The following is a 22116-nucleotide window of genomic DNA, read 5'->3' on the forward strand; positions in this document are numbered from 1 at the left end:
GACACTGACCCTGTGGCGAGTGAACCTGCTCCCGTGACGGCGCTGACAGCGCTGATCTAGCTGACGCAACGCGATCCAAATGTGGGAGCTGGCTTGCCTGCGAAGACGGCCTCACAGTCGACACCGTTATACCGGGTGTATATCCATTCCTGCGGTAACGGCCGCTTAGGGTTCCGCTCTGACAGCGGCTCACTTTTGAAAGGAGCCCAAAAGTAAGCAAAAGGCTCTTGCCCCACCACTCGGCACCTCGCTTGAGCTCGGTGTGCCCGTAATCCGCCAGTGATTTGGGGGGCCGCCGCCACGCGCCATCCATGGCGCGGGGCGGCTAAACCGGCATCCCTGCCGGTTTACCCCCCAAATCCCTGTCGAATTTCGGCCAGCGTGGTTTAACGGGGCGCCTGAGATCAAGATCAAAAGCAGATCAAGATCAAGAGCGGCTCGCTTCGCATCGTGGTTACCGTTGAGCGCTACAGAGTTGTGTAGATACCTATGCTGCGATAGCGGTGTATCAGTCACCTGACATCAGGCTGACCCACCGCTATCGCAGGCAAGCCAGCTCCCACAGTTGGTTGGTGTATGGGCCTCATGAGCAATCAGTAATCGTCACCCTGCTCAGTGACATCCCGCTCCACCGGCCCCGCATCCGGGTCGTAGCCCGCCGGGAACTTGCCCTTCAACGTCCAGGCAAACGCAATGATCTCGGCAATCGTGCGGTACAACTCTTCCGGAATGCTGTCCCCCAGTTCCATGCGCGCCAGCAGCTTCACCAACTCGGCGTTTTCATAGATCGGTACTTCATTCTCCCGTGCCAGCTTGAGGATGGCTTCGGCCAGGGCATCATCGCCTTTGGCTGTCAGGGTAGGGGCCTGTTGGCCGTCGTACGTGAGGGCGATGGCCTGGCGGGGCGGGTCGGCGTTTCTCATGCGGTTTCATCCACCCAGCGTTGCTCCAGTCCGGTTTTTGGCCCGCGTGGCGGGGTGCCCAGGTGGCAATCCAGGTCGCCGACGTTGAGCCCGGATGAGACCAGGCGCTCACGCAGGCTGCCCAAGTGGCTTTCGATCAGGCTGGCCGTGAAAGGGCGGCTGGCCCATAACTGGCTGGACAGTTTGCCCTGGGACAGCTGCGCCTGAACTTGCAACGGCCCCAGCGGCTCCATGTCGAAGGCCAGTTCGACGCGCCAAAGCATCTGTTTCGGGTCTTTTTTATCCTTGCGCTCGGGCTGGTCCTTGTCTGGCGCGGGCTCCTCGCGTTGGAACTTGACCTGCAACGGCACGATGTCTTGCAGGGTGCGCATGGGAATCTCCAACTGCCAGGTCGTTTGCAGGCGTCCGTCGGCGGTGGTGCCGGTCTGTTCTAGGCTCGACAGTTGATGGCTCTGCAGGCGCGAGATCGCCCCGGCGGCCAGGCGTAGCAGATTTTCCAGGTCGCCTTCACCTTCCAGTTTTGCCATCAGTCTTTCGGGCAGCGGGAAGCCGGCGGGTATCTGCCGGGCGCCGACCTGGCCGAGGGTGTTCAGCGGGCTGCGCACAAAGTGCGGCAACACCTGGGCCAGGGTATTGGCGGCGAGGATCGCATTCAGGTTGGTGCTGGCGGGCAGGGCGGGCAGCAGGTCTGCGACCAGGCGTAACAGCGCGCCTTTCATGTCCAACGGTGGGATTTGCGGGTTCTGGCCGGCGAGCAGTTTGGCTTCCAGAAAGGCGCCGCTGTTCTGCACCACCTGAGCCAGCACCTTGGGGTTGCTGACCTGTGCCAGATCGGGCAAGGCCGCCAACAATCGCTCGGCGGCGGCCCGCAGCTCGGCCGATGTGCTGTCGCCACGGGGCAGGTTTTGCAAGGCGGTGAACACCGCATCCAGCGAGCCTTGGCGACTTTGCTGGGTGGCAAGCTGCTGCGTCACGGCCAGTTGGTCCTTCAAGCCGCTTAGCGGTACGAAGTTCAGGGTCTGCGCGTTCTGCACCACGGCACTGAGCAAGCTGCCCACCCTCAGCGGCTGGGGGCTTTCCAGGGTGAGGGTGGCACCGGCCAGGGCGTTATTGAGCACACTCACCAGCGAGCGATAGATCGCCGGTTGCGCCGTGCCCTGGGGCAGCATCTGCGTGGTCAGCACCTTGGCTTGCAACAACGTACCCACCGGCATCTGGTGGGGGTCGAGGCGAGTGAGAGCGGCCACGTTGGCACTCATGGCTTGCTGCAAGGTAATGGCCAGGTTGCCCGCAGGCGTCTGGCTCACCGCCACATTGCTGCCTAGAGGCAAGGGTTGGGCACTGCTGGCCTGCACCAGCGTCTGGCGACCGCCTTCGAGGGTCAGTTTGAGCAGTAACTGAAAGGCCTCGCCGCCTTGTTTAAGCGCGATGACCTCGGCGTTCACGGTTTTCCCCGGGTCGATCAACCCAGCCTGCGGCTCCAGCAGTTTGAGCAGCTCGCCGGCGGCCGGCAGCGGTGCGGGCCCGGGCGCGGAGGTTGGCGGCAGTGGAGGAAGGTTGATCTCACCGGTCATCGTGCGCATCGTCTCTGGGGAAATTGCCCTCTTTAGAGTAGGGCATCGCATGTATAATGCCGCCCGTCTGCAAAGAGAGCGGTAAAAACCTCACAACTATTTGATCCAGCTCTCTAAAATCGGTCGCCAAAGCCGTTATTGTGCATCTCTCTATAACGGCCGCTGCACCGCCGACTTGAACCGTAAAGGCCCGCGATCTTTTGACCAGCCCTCTTCTTGAAGCCGTAGCGCTTGCCTGTGAACGCGACCTGCGCCTGCTGTTCGAGCAACTCGACCTGCGGCTGACGGGTGGGGACATGGTGCAAATCAGTGGCCCCAATGGCAGCGGCAAGACCAGCCTGCTGCGCCTGCTGGCCGGGCTGATGCAGCCGACGGCCGGCGTGGTGCATCTCAACGGCAAGCCCTTGAACGAACAGCGTAGCGAGCTGGCGCGCAACCTGATCTGGATCGGCCACGCCGCCGGCATCAAAGACGTACTCACTGCTGAAGAAAACCTCAGTTGGCTCAGCGCCCTGCATCATCCTGCTTCCCGTGACGCCATCTGGCAGGCCCTGGCCGCGGTGGGCCTCAAGGGCTTTGAGGACGTTCCCTGCCACACCCTGTCCGCCGGCCAGCAGCGCCGCGTGGCCTTGGCCCGCTTGTACTTGCCCGGCCCGCCGTTGTGGATTCTCGACGAGCCTTTCACCGCCCTCGACAAACAAGGCGTGGCTCAACTCGAAGTACACCTGGCCCAGCACTGCGAGCAAGGCGGCCTGGTGGTGCTCACCACCCACCACACCTTGGCGCGCATGCCCGCTGGCTACCGTGAGTTGGACCTGGGGCGGTGGTCGCTATGAGTGTGTTCGCCCTGTTGGTCGCCCGCGAAGCCCGGCTGTTGTGCCGTCGCCCCGCCGAACTGGCCAACCCGCTGGTGTTCTTTGCCATCGTGATCGCGCTGTTCCCGCTGGCGGTTGGCCCGGAGACTAAACTGTTGCAAACCTTGTCCCCAGGACTGGTGTGGGTCGCCGCGCTTTTATCGGTTCTGCTCTCGCTGGACGGGCTGTTTCGCAGTGATTTCGAAGACGGTTCCCTGGAGCAGTGGGTCCTTTCGTCGCACCCGTTGCCACTTCTGGTACTGGCCAAGGTGCTGGCACACTGGGTTTTTTCCGGCTTGGCGCTAGTCTTGCTCTCGCCACTGCTTGCCATGATGCTTGGGTTGCCCGTTGAATGCCTGCCGGTGCTGCTCCTGTCTTTGTTACTCGGCACGCCGGTGCTCAGCCTGTTGGGGGCGGTGGGCGCAGCGTTGACCGTCGGCTTGAAACGGGGCGGGCTGTTGCTGGCCCTGTTGATTCTGCCTTTGTATATCCCGGTGTTGATCCTGGGCAGTGGCGCGTTGCAAGCCGCGCTCATGGGCATGCCGGCGACCGGTTACCTCTTGTGGCTGGGTAGCCTGACCGCCCTGGCGGTAACCCTGACACCTTTTGCTATAGCCGCCGGCCTGAAAATCAGCGTCGGTGAATAATGAGGTCTGACCCGGCGTCAATGACGCTGAGTCAGTAAAGACCCTGAGCTTTTCGCCACGACGAAAAGCACCGTGATGGAAACAGCAATGAACTGGACCTGGTTTCACAAGCTCGGCTCGCCCAAATGGTTTTATGGCATCAGTGGCAAGCTGCTGCCGTGGTTGAGTATCGCCGCCATCCTGCTGATCGGCACCGGCCTGGTCTGGGGCCTGGCCTTTGCGCCGCCGGACTATCAGCAAGGCAATAGCTTTCGCATCATCTATATCCACGTACCTGCCGCGATGCTGGCCCAGTCCTGCTATGTGATGCTGGCGGTGTGTGGCATCGTCGGCCTGGTATGGAAGATGAAGCTGGCCGACGTGGCCCTGCAATGCGCCGCGCCGATCGGTGCATGGATGACCGCCGTGGCACTGGTGACCGGTGCGATCTGGGGCAAGCCGACCTGGGGCTCATGGTGGGTGTGGGATGCGCGCCTGACCTCGATGCTGATCCTGCTGTTCCTGTATTTCGGCCTGATTGCCCTGGGCAACGCCATCAGCAACCGTGACAGCGCCGCCAAGGCCTGCGCGGTGCTGGCGATTGTCGGCGTAATCAACATCCCGATCATCAAGTACTCGGTGGAGTGGTGGAACACCCTGCACCAGGGCGCCACCTTCACCCTCACCGAAAAACCGGCGATGCCCGTGGAGATGTGGGCGCCGTTGCTGTTGATGGTGCTGGGCTTCTACTGTTTCTTCGGCGCCGTATTGCTGCTGCGCATGCGCCTTGAAGTGCTCAAGCGTGAAGCCCGTACCAGTTGGGTGAAAGCCGAAGTGCAAAATTGCCTGGGAGCACGCGGATGAGTTTTGCTTCTTTCAGCGATTTTCTCGCCATGGGCCACCACGGCCTGTATGTCTGGACGGCCTATGGCATCTGCCTGGCGGTGCTGGCCCTCAACGTCGCCGCGCCGATCCTGGCCCGCAAGCGTTACCTGCAACAAGAGGCGCGACGTCTGCGCCGGGAGACCGAAAAGTGAATCCGCTGCGTAGAAAGCGTCTGTTGATCATCCTTGCCATCCTGGCCGGCGTCGGCATTGCCGTGACCCTGGCCCTGAGCGCCCTGCAGCAGAACATCAACCTGTTCTACACGCCCACCCAGATCGCCAATGGCGAGGCACCGGTCGATACGCGCATCCGCGCTGGCGGCATGGTAGAGCAGGGCTCGTTGAAGCGTTCCGGCGATTCGTTGGACGTGACCTTCGTCGTCACCGATTTCAACAAGGCCGTGACCATCACCTATCGCGGCATCCTCCCGGACCTGTTCCGGGAAGGCCAGGGCATTGTCGCCCTGGGCAAGCTCAACGCCGATGGCGTGGTAGTGGCTGACGAAGTGCTGGCCAAGCACGATGAAAAATACATGCCGCCCGAGGTCACCAAAGCCTTGAAAGACAGCGGCCAAACCGCTCCCGCCACCCCAGTCAAGGAGGGCTGAGCCATGACGTCCGCACTGTTTATTCCGGAGCTGGGCCAGTTGGCGATGATCCTCGCGCTGTGCTTTGCCGTGGTCCAGGCCGTGGTGCCCTTGCTCGGTGCCTGGCGCGGCGACCGCCTGTGGATGAGCCTGGCGCAGCCGGCCGCCTGGGGCCAGTTTGCGTTCTTGCTGTTCGCCTTTGGGTGCCTGACCTACGCCTTCATGACCGACGATTTTTCGGTCGCCTACGTTGCCAACAACTCCAACAGCGCTTTGCCCTGGTACTACAAGTTCAGCGCCGTGTGGGGTGCCCACGAAGGTTCATTGCTGTTGTGGGCCTTGATCCTCGGCGGCTGGACCTTCGCCGTCTCGGTGTTCTCGCGCCAATTGCCGCAAGTGATGCTGGCGAGGGTGCTGGCGGTGATGGGCATGATCAGCATCGGCTTCCTGCTGTTCCTGATCATGACCTCCAACCCGTTCACCCGCATCCTGCCGCAGATCCCGGTGGACGGTCACGACCTCAACCCGTTGCTGCAGGATATCGGCCTGATCGTGCATCCGCCGATGCTCTACATGGGTTATGTGGGGTTCTCCGTGGCCTTCGCGTTTGCCATCGCCGCCTTGCTCGGCGGTCGTCTCGACGCCGCCTGGGCGCGCTGGTCACGGCCATGGACCATCGTTGCCTGGGCCTTCCTCGGTATCGGTATCACCCTGGGCTCATGGTGGGCCTACTACGAACTCGGCTGGGGCGGCTGGTGGTTCTGGGACCCAGTGGAAAACGCCTCCTTCATGCCGTGGCTGGTGGGTACCGCGCTGATTCACTCCCTGGCCGTCACCGAAAAACGCGGTGTGTTCAAAAGCTGGACGGTGTTGCTCGCCATCGCGGCGTTTTCCCTCAGCCTGCTCGGCACTTTCCTGGTGCGCTCGGGCGTGCTGACCTCGGTGCATGCGTTTGCCTCAGACCCTGAGCGCGGCGTGTTCATCCTGATCTTCCTGCTGTTTGTCGTCGGCGGCTCGCTCACCTTGTTTGCCCTGCGCGCGCCGGTGGTCAAGAGCCAGGTCGGTTTCAACCTGTGGTCGCGGGAAACCCTGTTGCTGGGCAATAACCTGGTGCTGGTGGTAGCCGCGTCGATGATCCTGCTCGGCACCCTCTACCCGCTGGTGCTGGACGCCTTGAGCGGCGCCAAGCTGTCCGTGGGGCCGCCGTACTTCAATGCGTTGTTCATCCCGCTGATGGGCCTGTTGATGGTGGTGATGGCGGTCGGCGTGCTGGTGCGCTGGAAAGACACCCCGGTGAAATGGCTGGTGGGCATGCTGATGCCGGTGCTGCTCGGCAGCGTGGCCCTGGCGGTGATCGCCGGGTTTGCCTACGGCGACTTCAATTGGGCGGTACTCGCGACGTTCCTGCTGGCAGCCTGGGTGTTGCTCGCGGGGGCGCGGGACATCGTCGACAAAACGCGCCACAAGGGTTTGCTCAAGGGCCTGCCCACCCTGACCCGCAGCTACTGGGGCATGCAGATCGCCCACATTGGTATCGCGGTGTGCGCCCTTGGGGTAGTGCTGTCCAGCCAGAACAGCGCCGAGCGCGACCTGCGCCTGGCGCCGGGCGAGTCCATGGACCTGGCCGGTTACCACTTCATCTTCGAAGGTGCCAAGCACTTCGAAGGGCCGAACTTCACTTCCGACAAAGGCACGGTGCGCGTAGTGCGCAATGGCAAGGAAATCGCCGTGCTGCACCCGGAGAAACGCCTGTACACCGTGCAGAGTTCGATGATGACCGAGGCTGGTATCGACGCCGGTTTCACCCGTGACCTGTATGTGGCCCTCGGTGAACCCTTGGGCGACGGCGCCTGGGCCGTGCGCGTGCATGTCAAACCCTTCGTGCGCTGGATCTGGTTCGGCGGTTTGCTCACCGGGTTCGGCGGGTTGCTCGCAGCGCTGGACCGGCGCTATCGGGTCAAGGTCAAGAGCCGGGTGCGTGAAGCGCTTGGCCTTTCGGGAGCTGCGGTATGAAGCGTTGGTTGATGGTTGTGCCGCTGGCGTTGTTCCTGCTGGTGGCGGTGTTCCTGTATCGCGGGTTGTACCTGGACCCTGCCGAGCTGCCTTCGGCGATGATCGGCAAGCCGTTCCCCGCCTTCAACCTGCCAACGGTGCAGGGTGACAAGACCCTGACCCAGGCAGACTTGCAGGGCAAGCCGGCGCTGGTCAACGTGTGGGCCACCTGGTGCATCTCTTGCCGCGTCGAACACCCAGTGCTGAACAAGCTGGCCGAGAGGGGCGTGGTGATCTACGGCATCAACTACAAGGACGACAATGCGGCGGCCGTGAAGTGGTTGGCGGAATTTCATAACCCGTACCAGCTGGATATCCGCGACGAAGACGGCAACCTGGGGTTGAACCTGGGTGTGTACGGCGCGCCGGAAACTTTCTTCATCGACGCCAAAGGTGTGATCCGCGACAAGTACGTCGGCGTGATCGACGAAACGGTGTGGCGTGAGCAACTGGCCGCCAAGTACCAGGCCCTGGTCGATGAGGCCAAGCCATGAAGCGTTGGTTGACCGCTGCCGTTTTAGCCCTGGGCCTGGCCGGCGTGGCCCACGCCGCCATCGACACCTATGAATTCGCCAACGACGCGCAGCGTGAGCGTTTCCGCGACCTGACCAAGGAACTGCGCTGCCCCAAATGCCAGAACCAGGACATCGCCGACTCCAATGCCCCGATCGCCACCGACCTGCGCAGAGAGATTTTCCGCATGCTGGGGGAGGGCAAGGACGACCAGCAGATCATCGACTTCATGGTCGACCGCTACGGTGATTTCGTACGCTACAAACCGGCACTCACTGGCAAGACCGCGCTGCTGTGGTTTGGCCCGGCCGGGCTGTTGCTGGCCGGTGTGGTGGTAATGGCCGTGATCGTGCGTCGGCGCCGTGTCGCACCGATTGATGGCGCCGATGCGCTGTCCCCTGAAGAGCGTAAACGCCTCGACCAATTGCTGGACACCAAGACTGATGATTGATTTCTGGCTCGCAGCCGGTTTGCTGCTATTGATTGCCCTGAGTTTCCTGTTGATCCCTGTGTTGCGTGGCCGTCGTGCCCAGCGTGAAGAGGATCGCACCGCGTTGAACGTGGCGCTGTACCAGGAACGCGTCGCCGAGCTGCAAGCGCAGCAGGACGAAGGTGTGTTGAATACCGCGCAACTCGACACCGGCCGCGCCGAAGCGGCCCGTGAGTTGCTGGCCGACACTGAAGGTGTGGAAAAGCCCCGCGAATCGCGGTTAGGCAAACCGCTGCCGTTTTTGGCGGCGTTTCTGGTGCCTGTGCTGGGCGTTGCGCTGTACCTGCATTATGGCGCGAGCGACAAGGTTGAACTGACCCGTGAGTTTTCCCAACCGCCGGTGTCCATGGCCGACATGACCCGCCGCCTGGAACGCGCCGCCGCTGCACAACCGGATTCGGCAGAAGGTTTGTACTTCCTTGGGCGCGCCTATATGGCCCAGGACCGTGCTGGCGATGCCGCCAAAGTCTTTGAACGTACGGTTGCGTTGGCCGGGCGCCAACCGGAACTGCTCGGCCAATGGGCCCAGGCGCAGTACTTTGCAGACAACAAACAATGGTCGCCTCAGGTTCAAGCGCTGACCGACGAAGCCTTGAAGCTCGATCCCAAGGAAGTCACCAGTCTTGGCCTGTTGGGTATCGCTGCCTTTGAGGGCCAGCGTTATCAGGAAGCCATCGACTACTGGAACCGCCTGCTCGCGCAACTGCCGCCAGAAGACAATTCCCGTGTCGCCCTGCAAGGCGGGATTGATCGCGCGGCAGAGAAGCTCAAGGAGAGCGGTGGCAGCGTGGCTCCGGCGCCCAAGGCGCTACTGACCGTGCGGGTGGACTTATCTGCCGAAGTGAAGGCCAACGTCCTGCCAGGCGACAGCGTGTTCATCTTTGCCCGCGCCGTAAACGGCCCCCCGGCGCCCTTGGCTGCCAAGCGTGTGACCGTCGACGCATTGCCGGTCACCGTCGAACTGGGCGATGCCGACGCGATGATGCCGCAGTTGAAACTGTCCAACTTCCCCGAAGTCCAACTGGTTGCGCGCATATCCCGGGCCGGCCAACCGACCACTGGCGAATGGATCGGCCGCAGCCAACCGTTGGCCAGCAGCACCACTGCGTTGCAGCAACTGACCATCGACACTCCGGACCAGTAATTCTGAGGACACACCCATGACCGCATTTGCACGCATCGCCTTGCTCAGCCTGGTACTCGGCCTGAGCGCCTGTGCGGTCCACCGCCCACCTCCGGCGCCGACCGGCCCGACTATTCCACCGTCTGGCCCCTCGACCCAGCCGAGCACCAAGCCCAGCACCAAACCTTCCGGCCCGGTGACGCCACCGGCCAAACCGCTGCCAAGCAAGTCGCCGACCTTTGCCCCACCGCCGGGCGCCGCCAGCCACTGGGACGGCAAGATGCAGGTGTACGTGCTCGACGATCAGCCTGACACCTTCTACCGCCAGCGCACTTACTACCGTTGGAGCAACGGCTGGAGCCGCTCCATCAGCCCCAACGGGCCATGGGAAGAGACCAACGTGCAAGGCGTGCCGCCGGGGTTGAGCAAGCAGTACGCGCAATGACAAAAGGCGGCCTGAGGGTTAATGCCAGTCAGTTAAGACAGAATCGGTAACTGTGGCGAGGGAGCTTGCTCCCGCTGGGGCGCGAAGCGGCCCCAAAAATGGGACTGCTACGCAGTCCAGCGGGAGCAAGCTCCCTCGCCACAAGTCACTGGTTGTCTGCTCTAGCTCTTAACTGACTGGCATTAGGCCTGAGGGTCGCCTTTTTCATGGCTTTCAAACGCACTGTGTAGATCACGACAGGGCTAAGCAATCAAAGCCCGACGCATGTGCCGAATGCGCAGTGCGCTGTAGTGATGTGGCGATTGCTGGCCTGGCGTGGGAAGGATTGCTAGGTATACTTTCCTGCGGCTACTACGACGCGGCTCCCCGGGTGCAAACCAGGCGCTGCGCAGTGGTCCCGGGGATGCACCTGTGTGGGGACAAGCGAAGAGGGTTTTTAATGGCAGGCAGGTTGATCTATCTCATCGGGCCATCGGGTTCGGGCAAAGACAGTCTGCTGGATGCCGCACGCCCACGTCTGGTTGAGCGTGGGTGCCGCATGGTGCGACGGGTGATCACTCGGTCCGCGGAGGCGGTGGGCGAAGCGGCGCAAGGTGTGAGCCCCGAGCAGTTTGCGGCCATGGAGGCCGAGGGCGCATTTGCCTTGAGCTGGCAGGCTAATGGCTTGTCTTACGGTATCCCCAGGGAAATCGACGATTGGCTGGCCGCGGGGGACGACGTTCTGGTCAACGGATCCCGTGCGCACCTGGCGCAAACCCGTGAGCGTTATCCTACCTTGCTGGTATTGCTGCTGACGGTGGACCAAGCGGTGCTGCGCCAGCGTCTGATTGCGCGTGGGCGGGAGTCATTGGCGGATATCGAGGAGCGCCTCGCGCGCAATGCGCGGTTCACTGCCGAATTGATTGCCGGTCATGGCGCGGGGTTGTTCGTATTGGATAATTCCGGCCCGTTGGCGCATACCGTCGAACGCTTGCTGTGTTGCCTGGAGCACGGGCATAGCGTGAGCACCTGACCCAGTAGTGCATGGATAATGCCAGCGCTCAGATAAAACCCGGAGAAAGATAAGGTCGACCTGTCGCAAATGGCACGCGACGGCAAGATAGCGTTGAACTTCGTTGAAAACTCTACAGGGGCGGCAGGGGGCGCGATTGTTTGACGCAACGCGGGGCGGGACTTACTCAATGGTTGATTACGTCCCGCCCCTTTGTGCGTTATGAACAGTTTTTATGTGCCGAAGGACCCGTCAGGACGCTTGGGCAGTGGCCAACGCGGCTTTACGTGACGCACTCAGGAAGCGCAACAAGGCGACCAGCGCAAATGCACTGCCCACCAGCATGACGGCCAACCAGCCGCCATGTTCATACACGCTGCTGGCAATCGCCGAACCGAACGCACCGCCGATAAAAATGCTGGTCATGTACAGCGCGTTCAGTCGGCTGCGGCTGTTGGCATCGAGGGCGTAGATGGCGCGCTGGCCGAGGACCATATTCATCTGCACGCAGAAGTCCAGAACCACACCGGTGACTGCCAAGCCGATCACGCTGTAGAGCGGGTGTACCAACGCCGGCAGGAAACTCAGCGCGCCAAACAGCATCGCCAGCAACGAGGCGCGGTGGGTATGGCCGGCATCGGCCAGGCGACCGGCCATGGGCGCGGCGATGGCGCCAAGGGCACCGACCAGGGCAAACAGTGCGATCTCGCTTTGACTCAGGCCGTGGTTACGTGCCAGTTCCAGCGGTGCGGCGGTCCAGAACAGGCTGAAGGCGGCGAACATGCAACCCTGGTAGAACGCCCGCTGGCGCAACAGCGGTTGCTCACGCAACAGGGTGCCCAGGGAGCGCAGCAACTGGCCATAGCTGGCACTGTGATCGGGTTGGCGCTTGGGAATGGTCAGCATCAGCACCACGCTGATGAACGCCATCAGTGCGGCGGCGGCCATGAACATCGCACGCCAGCCGAAGTGGTCGGCCACGACGCTCGACACCGGCCGTGCCAGCAGGATGCCCAGCAACAGGCCGCCCATGATGCTGCCAACCACCCGGCCGCGGGATTCGGCCGGCGCCAGGTGTGCGGCCAGCGGAATCAGGATCTGCACCGAGACGGAACTGAAACCGATCAGCAGCGACACCAGCAAGAACAGATTCGGCTGTTCGATAAACGCCGCACCCAACAGGCTGGCGATCGCCACGACGGTGGTGGCGATCATCAGCTTGCGGTTTTCCAGCAGGTCGCCCAGAGGCACCAGGAAAAACAGGCCCAGGGCATAGCCGATTTGCGTGAGGGACACGATCAGGCTGGCCATTGCCGGCGTCAGGCCAATGTCTGGGGCAATCAGCTCGATGATCGGTTGCGCGTAGTAGATGTTGGCGACGATGGCGCCGCAGCAAAACGCGAACAGCATGACCATGCCCCGGGTCATGGTGCCTGCAGCGTGAGAGGTTGCGTTCATGGTGTACTCATAAAGGCGAAGGACGATGGCGTGAGAGAGTAAAGGCAAGGCTCTCAAGTGAGTAGGCTGCTTGTGGTGATATCACTTATGCCGGCTGATGATACATTCAGACACATCTGCCCTACGCAAAAAAGTGGGAGCTGGCTTGCCTGCGATGGCGGTGCACCAGTCACCAGAAATATGACTGATAGAGCGCTTTCGCAGGCAAGCCAGCTCCCACAGGTTTGACCGAGTTGATTCAGTCAGATGGGTTATTGGCCAGAGTAGATCTGGTCAAACACCCCGCCATCATTGAAATGGGTCTTTTGCACTGTGCGCCAGTCGCCGAAGGTCTTCTCCACCGACAGGAAGTCCACCTTCGGGAACCGGTCGGTGTACTTGGCCAGCACCTTCGGGTCCCGGGGGCGCAGGTAGTTGTTGGCCGCAATTTCCTGGCCTTCGGGCGACCACAGATACTTGAGGTAGTCCTCGGCCACGGCGCGGCTGCCTTTTTTCTCGACCACTTTATCCACCACCGACACCGGCGGTTCGGCTTCGGCGGAAACGCTTGGATAGACCACTTCGAACTGATCACGGCCAAACTCGCGGGCGATCATTTCTGCTTCGTTTTCAAAGGTCACCAGCACGTCGCCAATCTGGTTGGTCATGAAGGTGGTGGTGGCGGCGCGGCCACCGGTGTCCAGCACTGGCGCTTGCTTGAACAACTTGCCAACGAAGGTCTTGGCCTTTTCTTCATCGCCGCCGTTCTTCAGCACGTAACCCCAGGCCGACAGATAGGTGTAGCGGCCGTTACCCGAGGTCTTAGGGTTGGGCACGATTACCTGCACGCCGTCCTTGAGCAGGTCGGGCCAGTCCTTCAGGGCCTTGGGGTTACCTTTGCGCACAATAAACACCGTGGCTGAGGTGAATGGCGCACTGTTGTTCGGCAGGCGTGTCACCCAGTTGTCCGGCACCAGCTTGCCGTTGTCGACCAGGGCATTGATATCGGTAGCCATGTTCATCGTGATCACGTCGGCGGACAGGCCGTCGATCACCGACCGCGCCTGTTTGCTGGAGCCGCCGAAGGACATCTGCAACGTCAGCTTGTCGTCCGGATGCTCGGCTGCCCAGTGCTTCTGGAAAGCGGCGTTGTAGTCCTTGTAGAAGTCGCGCATCACGTCGTAGGAGACGTTGAGCAGGGTGGTCGCTGCCTGGGCGGAGCCCGCCAAGGCTAGGCCGGCGGCCAGTAGAGAGGCGCTGAGGATTTTTTTCACTGCTCATTCCTTGTTGTTCGAGAAGAGGGGAGGCAATTTGCCAGCGACTATAGCCGGGCCTGCATAGAGCTTTAAAGATTAAAACGAACTTTGCTTATTCCAGTTTGCGAAACAGATTGCTGCCACAGCGCGCGCAAAACGCGGCGTTGGGTTCATGGCTGTCCTTCTTGCACACTGGGCAGTCGGTATGCAGCTGTTCGCCGCGCATGGCACTGGCCAGTTCAGCGGTAAAAATACCCGTCGGCACGGCGATGATCGAGTAACCGGTGATCATCACCAGCGATGAAATCACCTGGCCCAGGGGCGTCTTGGGCACGATATCGCCGAAGCCCACGGTGGTCAGGGTGACGATCGCCCAGTAGATGCCCTTGGGAATACTGGTAAAGCCATGTTCCGGGCCTTCGATCACGTACATCAAGGTGCCGAACACCGTCACCAGGGTGCACACGCTGACCAGGAACACCACGATTTTCTGCTTGCTGCCGCGCAGCGCCGCCATCAGGTAGTTGGCCTGCTTGAGATACGGGCTGAGCTTGAGCACGCGGAAGATGCGCAGCATCCGGATGATGCGGATGATCAGCAGATACTGGGCGTCGCTGTAGTACAGCGCGAGGATGCCGGGGACGATGGCGAGCAGGTCCACCAAGCCATAAAAACTGAAGGCATAGCGCAGCGGCTTGGGCGAGCAATACAGGCGCAGGCCGTACTCGATGGCGAAGATCAGCGTGAAGCCCCACTCGATATAGGCCAGCACGTCGGCGTAGTTCTGATGGATTGTGTCGATGCTGTCGAGCATCACGATCACCAGGCTGGCGAGGATGATCAGCAGCAGGATGCCGTCAAAGCGCCGCCCGGCGACGGTGTCGCTTTGGAACACCATGATGTAGAGGCGCTGGCGCCAGTCGTTGTTGCTGTCCATAAACCCTGCCTGAAACGAATATCGAGCAAGCCTAGGGCGATTCGAACGGGCTGTCCATGTGAGGCTTGTGCAGCATTCGCTGACCGGCGCGCACCAGCCAGCACGCGAGAATAAATGGCGCGGTCAGCGCGGGCAGGTGCAGGCCGCCAAAGCCTGGGGTGAGCAGGATGGCCAGGCCGATACCCAGCAGTGGCAACCAAGGCTGGCGACGCGACGAGCACAGGGCCAGCGCGGCCAGCGCGGGGTTATAGCTATGCAGGCCGAGCAGGGCGCCAGTGGGGTCGTTCAACCACAGGCCGGCCAGCATGCCGAGAGTGGCGCCGCCCAAGGCCCACGCGACGGCGCGACGGTCGGCCAGCAGCAAGCCCAGGGCGATCAGCACACCCGCCAGGGGCTGGTCCAGCAGCATGATTTGCCCAAGGCCGGTGAAGGGTGCGGCTAGTACAGCGACAGTGTCGGGCTCGCTCAGCGCAAGGGTGTTCTCCGGGGCCTGGCCGAGCAGCAACCAGCCCAGGCCAACAAAGGGCGCGGTGTACGCTGGCAAATCCAGGGGTTGGGTCGCGTGTTTCAACCAGTGCCGAGTGAGGATGGCACTCAAGCCGCCGCACGCCAGGATCAGCGGCGGCACCAGCGCCGACCAGGCAAAGTGCTGGCTGATCAACAGCCCCAGCAGTACGCCGTTGTAGCTATACAGCCCGGCCTGGCGCTCGGCCTTGGGATACCCCCGGCGCTGGGCCGTGAGCAACCCTGCGACGCCCCCCAGCAAGGCACCGCCAAGCAAGGCCGGGGCGCCGATCAGGATCGCCAGCAGGCACAGCAGGCCGCACAGCGGGTGGCGCTGCAGGAAGATTTGGCTGAAGCCGTTGAGCAGGGCTTCGGCCCAGTCGGGGCAGGTTGGGTTGTGCATTTGGGTTGAGTCAATAAGACCGAGTTGCCCTCATCGCAGGCAAGCCAGCTCCCACATTTGATTGATGTTCGACATGCAAACTCGATCAAATGTGGGAGCCGGGCTTGCCCGCGATGAGGCCCTGACAGGCGCTAAATCAGCGTCTCTATACGCAGCGAATTGGTGGACCCCGGCTGCCCGAACGGCACCCCTGCGGTAATCACCAAGGTATCGCCACGCTGCGCCATGCCCTGGGCCTGGGCAATTTCCAGCGCGGTGGAGCACACCTCATCCACCTGGCGCAGCCGATCATTGACCACCGAGTGCACGCCCCACGCCACGCTCAGGCGTCGCGCCGTGGACAGGTTGGGCGTGAGGTTGAGAATCGGCGCCACGGGCCGTTCCCGCGCCGCGCGCAAGCTGGAACTGCCGGACTCGCTGTAGTTCACCAGCACCGCCACCGGCAGGATGCTGCTGATGCGGCGGATCGCGCAGCTGATGGCGTCCGACACCGTGGCATCTGCCTTGGGCCGGCTGACATCCAGCTGTGCCTGGTAGTCCGGGCCGTTTTCCACCTGGCGGATGATCTTGCTCATCATCTGCACCGCTTCCAGCGGGTACTCGCCCGAGGCGGTTTCGGCCGACAGCATCACCGCATCTGCACCTTCGGCCACCGCGTTGGCGACATCGGTGACTTCGGCGCGGGTGGGTGCCGGCGAGAAACGCATGGATTCGAGCATCTGCGTGGCCACCACCACCGGCTTACCCAGTTGGCGGCAGGTGCTGATGATGTCTTTCTGGATCTGCGGCACGCTCTCGGCCGGCACTTCCACGCCCAAATCACCCCGGGCCACCATGATCGCGTCACTCAGTTCGGCGATTTCACGCAACCGTTGCACCGCCGAAGGCTTTTCGATCTTGGCCATCAAAAATGCTTTATCGCCGATCAGCTCGCGGGCTTCGCGGATGTCTTCCGGGCGCTGCACAAACGACAGCGCCACCCAGTCCACACCCAGCTCCAGGCCGAAGCTCAGGTCGCGGCGGTCCTTGGTGGTGAGCGGGCTCAGTTCCAACAGCGCTTGTGGGACGTTCACACCTTTGCGGTCAGACAGTTCGCCGCCATTGAGCACGGTGGTGTCGATGGCATCGGCATGCTTGGTGATTACGCGCAGGCGCAGCTTGCCGTCGTCGAGCAGCAGTTCCATGCCCGGCTCCAGGGCCGCGATGATTTCCGGGTGGGGCAGGTTGACCCGGCGTTGGTCGCCCAGGGTTTCATCCAGGTCCAGGCGCAGGGCCTGGCCGCGTACGAGCTGCACCTTGCCTTCGGCAAAGCGTCCCACCCGCAGCTTCGGCCCTTGCAGGTCCATGAGGATACCGAGCGGGTAGTTGAGCTGGCGCTCGACCTGGCGAATCCACTGGTAGCGCTGGGCATGGTCGGCGTGGTCGCCATGGCTGAAGTTGAGACGGAAGATATTTACCCCGGCCTGCACCAGCTCGCGGATGTCGTCGATACCGTCGGTGGCCGGGCCCAGGGTGGCGAGGATTTTGACCTTCTTGTCAGGCGTCATGGTTGGCAGTCTCAAGGATCAGGATGGCGCGGAAGTCGTTGACGTTGGTGCGTGTCGGCTCGGTGACGATCAAGTCGCCCAGGGCGGCGAAATAGCCGTAGCCGTTGTTGTTGTCCAGCTCATCACTGGCCGACAGGCCCAGGGCTTCGGCACGGCGGTAGCTGCAGGGGCTCATGATCGCGCCGGCGTTGTCTTCTGAACCGTCGATGCCATCGGTATCGCCGGCCAGGGCGTACACGCCGGGCAGGCCCTTGAGGCTGTCGGTGAGGCTGAGCAGGAATTCCGCATTGCGCCCGCCACGGCCGTTGCCGCGTACGGTGACGGTGGTTTCGCCCCCCGAAAGGATCACGCACGGTGCCGCCAGTGGCTGGCCGTGCTGCACGATCTGCCGGGCGATGCCGGCGTGTACCTTGGCCACATCGCGCGCTTCGCCTTCAAGGTCGCCGAGGATCAGCGGGCTGAAACCGGCCTGGCGCACTTTTACTGCGACCGCTTCCAGGGATTGCTGCGGGCGGGCGATCAATTGGAAGTGGCTGCGGGCAAGCACCGGGTCGCCGGGCTTGACGGTTTCCGAGGCCGGGTTCTGTAACCAACTGCGCACCGAAGCGGGGGCGTCAATGTGGTAACGCTTGAGGATCGCCAGGGCCTGTTGCGAGGTGCTCGGGTCGCCGACCGTCGGGCCCGAGGCGATCACCGTGGCCTGGTCGCCCGGTACATCGGAGATCGCGTAGGTGTACACCGTGGCTGGCCACGCGGCCTTGGCCAAGCGCCCGCCCTTGATGGCCGAGAGGTGCTTGCGCACGCAATTCATCTCGCCAATGGTGGCGCCGGATTTAAGCAGGGCTTTGTTGATGGCCTGTTTGTCCGCCAGGGTGATGCCCTCGGCGGGCAGGGCGAGTAATGCCGAGCCACCGCCGGAGAGCAGGAAGATCACACGGTCGTCTTCACCCAGATGGCTGATCAGTTCCAGCACGCGCTGGGCCACGGCCAGGCCGGCCGCATCCGGAACCGGGTGGGCGGCTTCGACCACTTCGATTTTTTTGCATGGCGCGCCATGGCCATAGCGGGTGACCACCAGGCCCGAGACTTCGCCCTGCCAACAATCTTCGACGACCAATGCCATGGCGGCCGCGGCTTTACCGGCGCCGATCACGATCACACGGCCACTGCGGTCGGCAGGCAGGTAGGGTTCAAGGACTTGCCGGGGGTGGGCGGCATCGATGGCTGTGGCAAACAGCTCGCGAAGCAGGTGTTGCGGATCGACCGACATAAGCGGGCTCCCGGGGGATTCTTGTTATTAGAGGTGCAGCACATTCAAAGGTGGGAGCAGGCAAGCCAGCTCCCACACTGGAGTGCATTTCAAGCTGGGTTATTTATCGCGAATCGAGAAGTTCGCCATATGCTCCAGGCCCTTGATCAGCGCCGAGTGGTCCCAGTTGCCGCCGCCAATTGCCGTGCAGGTGCTGAACACTTGCTGGGTGCCGGCGGTGTTCGGCAGGTTGATCCCCAGTTCCTTGGCGCCGGCCAGGGCCAGGTTCAGGTCCTTCTGGTGCAGGTTGATACGGAAGCCCGGATCGAAGGTGCCCTTGATCATGCGCTCGCCGTGCACTTCCAGGATCTTGGACGATGCAAAGCCACCCATCAGCGCTTCCCGCACCTTGGCCGGGTCGGCGCCGTTTTTGGAGGCGAACAACAACGCTTCGGCCACCGCCTGGATGTTCAGCGCGACGATGATCTGGTTGGCCACCTTGGCGGTCTGGCCATCGCCATTGCCGCCTACCAGGGTGATGTTTTTGCCCATGCTCTGGAACAGCGGCAGCGCGCGTTCGAACGTCTGCGGTTCGCCACCGACCATAATGCTCAAGGTGCCGGCCTTGGCACCGACTTCGCCACCGGACACCGGGGCGTCCAGGTACTGCGCGCCGGCCTGGTTGACCTTGGCGGCGAATGCTTTGGTGGCAGTAGGGGAGATCGAGCTCATGTCGATCACCACCTTGTTCGGCGACAGGCCCGCAGCCACGCCGTCGGCGCGAAACAGCACGTCATCGACTTGAGGGGTGTCGGGCACCATGACAATGATGAACTCGGCTTCCTGGGCCACTTGTTGCGGGTTGGCCAGCGCCACGGCGCCGGCGCTGATCAGTTCAGCCGGAGCCTTGCCGTGATGTTCGGAGAGAAACAGTTGATGGCCTGCTTTCTGCAGGTTGGCGGCCATGGGTTGGCCCATGATGCCGGTGCCGATAAATCCGATTTTAGCCATGATCAAAATCCTCTTTTCATGTGGGAGCTGGCTTGCCTGCGATGGCATCACCCCCGTATGCCTGATACACCGAGGTGTCCGCATCGCAGGCAAGCCAGCTCCCACATTGTTTTGTGTTGTGTCAGTTGTCAGATGGCGTTGTGGGTTTTGAGCCAACCCAAGCCCGCCTCGGTAGTGGTCAACGGCTTGTATTCACAGCCGACCCAACCCGCGTAACCAATGCGGTCCAGATGCTCGAACAGGAAGCGGTAGTTGATCTCACCGGTACCTGGTTCGTTGCGCCCAGGGTTATCCGCCAGTTGAATGTGGTTGATCTCGCCCAGGTGCGCCGCCATGGTCCGCGCCAGGTCGCCTTCCATGATTTGCATGTGGTAGATGTCGTATTGCAGGAACAGATTGGCGCTGCCCACTTGCTCGCGAATCGACAGGGCCTGCGCCGTGTTGTTGAGGTAGAAGCCGGGAATGTCGCGGGTGTTGATCATCTCCATCACCAGCTTGATACCCGCGGCCTGCAGCTTCTCGGCGGCGTACTTGAGGTTGGCGACAAAGGTCTTTTCCACGGTCTCGTCATCAACGCCCTGGGGCCGGATACCTGCCAGGCAGTTGACCTGGGTGTTGCCCAAGACCTGGGCATAGGCGATCGCCAGTTTGACCCCGGCACGGAACTCCTCGACCCGGTCCGGGTGGCAAGCCAGGCCGCGCTCGCCCTTGGCCCAGTCACCGGCAGGCAGGTTGAACAACACCTGGGTCAGGCCGTTGGCGTCCAACTGCGCCTTGATGTCGGCAGAGCTGAATTCATACGGGAACAGGTACTCCACGCCCTGGAAACCGGCATCGGCAGCCGCTTTGAAGCGGGCAAGGAAATCCTGTTCGGTAAACAACATGGACAGGTTGGCAGCAAAGCGCGGCATAGGGGTCTCCTTAATCGAGCAGGGAAATGGCAGTCGGCGCATCGTTGCCGACCAGGGCCAGGTCTTCGAATTCATTGACGGCGTTGATCTCGGTGCCCATGGAAATATTGGTCACCCGTTCCAGAATAATCTCAACGATCACCGGCACCTTGAATTCTTCGATCATCTCTTGGGCGCGGCGCAAGGCTGGTTGGATCTGGCCTGGCTCGAACACACGCAGGGCCTTGCAGCCCAAGCCCTCGGCAACCGCCACATGGTCGACGCCATAGCCGTTGAGTTCGGGGGCGTTGAGGTTGTCGAAGGACAGCTGCACGCAGTAGTCCATCTCGAACCCACGCTGGGCCTGGCGGATCAGGCCCAGGTAAGAGTTGTTCACTACCACATGGATGTACGGCAGCTTGAACTGTGCGCCCACCGCCAGTTCTTCGATCATGAACTGGAAGTCATAGTCGCCCGACAAGGCCACCACTTTGCGGCTCGGGTCGGCCTTGACCACGCCCAGCGCCGCGGGAATGGTCCAGCCCAGTGGGCCAGCCTGACCGCAGTTGATCCAGTGGCGGGGCTTGTACACATGCAAGAATTGCGCGCCGGCAATCTGCGACAGACCGATGGTGCTGACGTAGCAGGTGTCTTTGCCGAACACCTGGTTCATCTCTTCGTAAACGCGTTGCGGCTTGACCGGCACGTTGTCGAAGTGAGTCTTGCGATGCAGGGTGGCCTTGCGTTGTTGGCAGTCATGCAACCAGGCGCTGCGGTCCTTGAGCTTGCCGGCGGCTTTCCACTCGCGGGCCACTTCAATGAACATCGTCAGCGCGGAGCCGGCGTCGGAAACGATGCCCAGGTCCGGCGTGAACACGCGGCCAATCTGGGTCGGTTCGATGTCGACATGAATGAATTTACGGCCTTCGGTGTACACCTCTACCGAACCGGTGTGACGGTTGGCCCAGCGGTTGCCGATGCCCAGTACCACGTCCGACTTGAGCATCGTCGCGTTGCCGTAGCGGTGCGAGGTTTGCAGGCCGACCATGCCCACCATCAGCGGGTGGTCGTCCGCAATGGTGCCCCAACCCATCAGGGTCGGGATCACCGGGATGCCGGTCAGCTCAGCGAACTCCACCAGCAGCTCGCTGGCGTCGGCGTTGATCACGCCGCCACCGCTCACCAGCAATGGGCGTTCGGCTGCGTCGAGCAGAGCCAGGGCTTTTTCCACTTGCACACGGGTCGCCAGCGGCTTGGCCAGGGGCAGCGGCTGGTAGGCGTCGATGTCGAATTCGATCTCGGCCATCTGTACGTCGAACGGCAGGTCGATCAACACCGGGCCGGGGCGGCCGGAGCGCATTTCATAGAAGGCTTTCTGGAACGCGTAAGGCACTTGGCCGGGTTCCAGCACCGTGGTTGCCCACTTGGTCACCGGCTTGACGATGCTGGTGATGTCAACGGCCTGGAAGTCTTCCTTGTGCATCCGGGCGCGGGGGGCTTGGCCGGTAATGCACAGGATCGGGATCGAGTCGGCCGAGGCGCTGTACAGGCCGGTGACCATGTCGGTACCCGCCGGGCCCGACGTGCCGATGCACACGCCGATGTTGCCGGCCTTGGTACGGGTGTAGCCCTCGGCCATGTGCGAGGCGCCTTCAACGTGGCGAGCAAGGACGTGATCGATGCCACCCACCTTCTGCAAGGCCGAATACAGCGGGTTGATCGCGGCGCCTGGGATACCGAAGGCGGTATCCACACCTTCACGGCGCATCACCAGGACGGCGGCTTCGATTGCTCTCATTTTGCTCATGGTTTTGGTGCCT

The 22116-nt window shown here is 62.3% G+C and carries 22 protein-coding genes; 11 read left to right on the forward strand and 11 right to left on the reverse strand.

From position 1 onward, the window contains the following. Positions 1-593 precede the first annotated feature (593 nt). Together JJD66_RS19830 and fliK are read right to left on the reverse strand one after the other, a co-directional pair. Positions 594-923, reverse strand: coding sequence for an EscU/YscU/HrcU family type III secretion system export apparatus switch protein (locus JJD66_RS19830; protein WP_198716759.1), 330 nt, complete (start codon positions 921-923; stop codon positions 594-596). Continuing rightward, entirely contained in the window at positions 920-2497 is a 1578-nt protein-coding gene (gene fliK / locus JJD66_RS19835) for a flagellar hook-length control protein FliK (RefSeq protein WP_200648829.1), read from the reverse strand. Before fliK ends, JJD66_RS19830 begins: the two co-directional genes overlap by 4 nt. Positions 2498-2697: 200 nt before the next feature. On the opposite strand from fliK, the gene ccmA reads away from it, so the two are divergent. From ccmA to phnN, 11 genes are all read left to right on the forward strand, one after another. Next, positions 2698-3333, forward strand: coding sequence for a cytochrome c biogenesis heme-transporting ATPase CcmA (ccmA, locus tag JJD66_RS19840; RefSeq protein ID WP_200648830.1), 636 nt, complete (start codon positions 2698-2700; stop codon positions 3331-3333). Further along, on the forward strand, positions 3330-3998 hold the full coding sequence (gene ccmB / locus JJD66_RS19845; protein ID WP_014717701.1) for a heme exporter protein CcmB: 669 nt from the start codon (positions 3330-3332) through the stop codon (positions 3996-3998). The genes ccmA and ccmB overlap by 4 nt, the downstream gene beginning before the upstream one ends. A gap of 87 nt (positions 3999-4085) precedes the next feature. Continuing rightward, a complete protein-coding gene (locus JJD66_RS19850) occupies positions 4086-4841 on the forward strand; it encodes a heme ABC transporter permease (protein ID WP_054899080.1) in 756 nt (251 codons plus the stop codon). Then, the gene (gene ccmD, locus JJD66_RS19855) at positions 4838-5014 is read left to right on the forward strand and encodes a heme exporter protein CcmD (RefSeq protein WP_003172771.1); all 177 of its coding nucleotides are present in this window, start codon (positions 4838-4840) and stop codon (positions 5012-5014) included. Before JJD66_RS19850 ends, ccmD begins: the two co-directional genes overlap by 4 nt. Continuing rightward, positions 5011-5469, forward strand: a complete 459-nt coding sequence (ccmE, locus tag JJD66_RS19860) for a cytochrome c maturation protein CcmE (protein WP_014717703.1) — start codon at positions 5011-5013, stop codon at positions 5467-5469. Before ccmD ends, ccmE begins: the two co-directional genes overlap by 4 nt. A 3-nt stretch (positions 5470-5472) precedes the next feature. Continuing rightward, on the forward strand, positions 5473-7461 hold the full coding sequence (locus JJD66_RS19865) for a heme lyase CcmF/NrfE family subunit (protein WP_034127176.1): 1989 nt from the start codon (positions 5473-5475) through the stop codon (positions 7459-7461). Beyond that, positions 7458-7994, forward strand: coding sequence for a DsbE family thiol:disulfide interchange protein (locus JJD66_RS19870; RefSeq protein ID WP_200648831.1), 537 nt, complete (start codon positions 7458-7460; stop codon positions 7992-7994). The genes JJD66_RS19865 and JJD66_RS19870 overlap by 4 nt, the downstream gene beginning before the upstream one ends. Beyond that, the gene (locus JJD66_RS19875) at positions 7991-8464 is read left to right on the forward strand and encodes a cytochrome c-type biogenesis protein (RefSeq protein WP_020301388.1); all 474 of its coding nucleotides are present in this window, start codon (positions 7991-7993) and stop codon (positions 8462-8464) included. Before JJD66_RS19870 ends, JJD66_RS19875 begins: the two co-directional genes overlap by 4 nt. Further along, positions 8457-9647, forward strand: coding sequence for a c-type cytochrome biogenesis protein CcmI (gene ccmI, locus JJD66_RS19880; protein ID WP_105226273.1), 1191 nt, complete (start codon positions 8457-8459; stop codon positions 9645-9647). Before JJD66_RS19875 ends, ccmI begins: the two co-directional genes overlap by 8 nt. Before the next feature lie 16 nt (positions 9648-9663). Then, positions 9664-10071: a hypothetical protein gene (locus JJD66_RS19885; protein ID WP_200648832.1), complete on the forward strand. Its 408-nt coding sequence runs from the start codon at positions 9664-9666 to the stop codon at positions 10069-10071. A 439-nt stretch (positions 10072-10510) separates the two neighbouring features. Further along, positions 10511-11083, forward strand: a complete 573-nt coding sequence (gene phnN, locus JJD66_RS19890; protein ID WP_105226275.1) for a phosphonate metabolism protein/1,5-bisphosphokinase (PRPP-forming) PhnN — start codon at positions 10511-10513, stop codon at positions 11081-11083. A 231-nt stretch (positions 11084-11314) separates the two neighbouring features. Here phnN and JJD66_RS19895 read toward each other — a convergent pair whose 3' ends face one another. The 9 genes from JJD66_RS19895 to gcl form a co-directional block, all read right to left on the reverse strand. Then, entirely contained in the window at positions 11315-12520 is a 1206-nt protein-coding gene (locus tag JJD66_RS19895; protein WP_198716874.1) for an MFS transporter, read from the reverse strand. Positions 12521-12771: 251 nt separating this feature from the next. Further along, positions 12772-13773 (reverse strand): sulfate ABC transporter substrate-binding protein, encoded by a 1002-nt coding sequence (locus JJD66_RS19900; RefSeq protein WP_200648833.1) that lies wholly within the window; start codon positions 13771-13773, stop codon positions 12772-12774. A 94-nt stretch (positions 13774-13867) separates the two neighbouring features. Beyond that, a complete protein-coding gene (locus JJD66_RS19905) occupies positions 13868-14692 on the reverse strand; it encodes an ion transporter (protein ID WP_014717713.1) in 825 nt (274 codons plus the stop codon). Positions 14693-14723: 31 nt separating this feature from the next. Then, entirely contained in the window at positions 14724-15599 is an 876-nt protein-coding gene (locus JJD66_RS19910) for an urea transporter (RefSeq protein WP_054898372.1), read from the reverse strand. Positions 15600-15730: 131 nt separating this feature from the next. After that, a complete protein-coding gene (gene pyk / locus JJD66_RS19915; RefSeq protein WP_200648834.1) occupies positions 15731-17146 on the reverse strand; it encodes a pyruvate kinase in 1416 nt (471 codons plus the stop codon). Next, positions 17136-18416 (reverse strand): glycerate kinase type-2 family protein, encoded by a 1281-nt coding sequence (locus tag JJD66_RS19920; RefSeq protein WP_200648835.1) that lies wholly within the window; start codon positions 18414-18416, stop codon positions 17136-17138. Before JJD66_RS19920 ends, pyk begins: the two co-directional genes overlap by 11 nt. Positions 18417-18515: 99 nt before the next feature. Beyond that, positions 18516-19406 carry a 2-hydroxy-3-oxopropionate reductase gene (locus JJD66_RS19925; RefSeq protein WP_034135176.1) on the reverse strand — a complete coding sequence of 297 codons (891 nt, stop codon included), beginning with the start codon at positions 19404-19406 and terminating at the stop codon, positions 18516-18518. Between the two features lie 128 nt (positions 19407-19534). Then, on the reverse strand, positions 19535-20317 hold the full coding sequence (gene hyi / locus JJD66_RS19930) for a hydroxypyruvate isomerase (RefSeq protein ID WP_014717718.1): 783 nt from the start codon (positions 20315-20317) through the stop codon (positions 19535-19537). A 10-nt stretch (positions 20318-20327) separates the two neighbouring features. Further along, on the reverse strand, positions 20328-22103 hold the full coding sequence (gene gcl, locus JJD66_RS19935) for a glyoxylate carboligase (RefSeq protein ID WP_200648836.1): 1776 nt from the start codon (positions 22101-22103) through the stop codon (positions 20328-20330). Positions 22104-22116: the final 13 nt, after the last annotated feature.

Source organism: Pseudomonas sp. MF6751, assembly GCF_016613265.1.
GTDB classification, from domain to species: domain Bacteria; phylum Pseudomonadota; class Gammaproteobacteria; order Pseudomonadales; family Pseudomonadaceae; genus Aquipseudomonas; species Aquipseudomonas fluorescens_BV.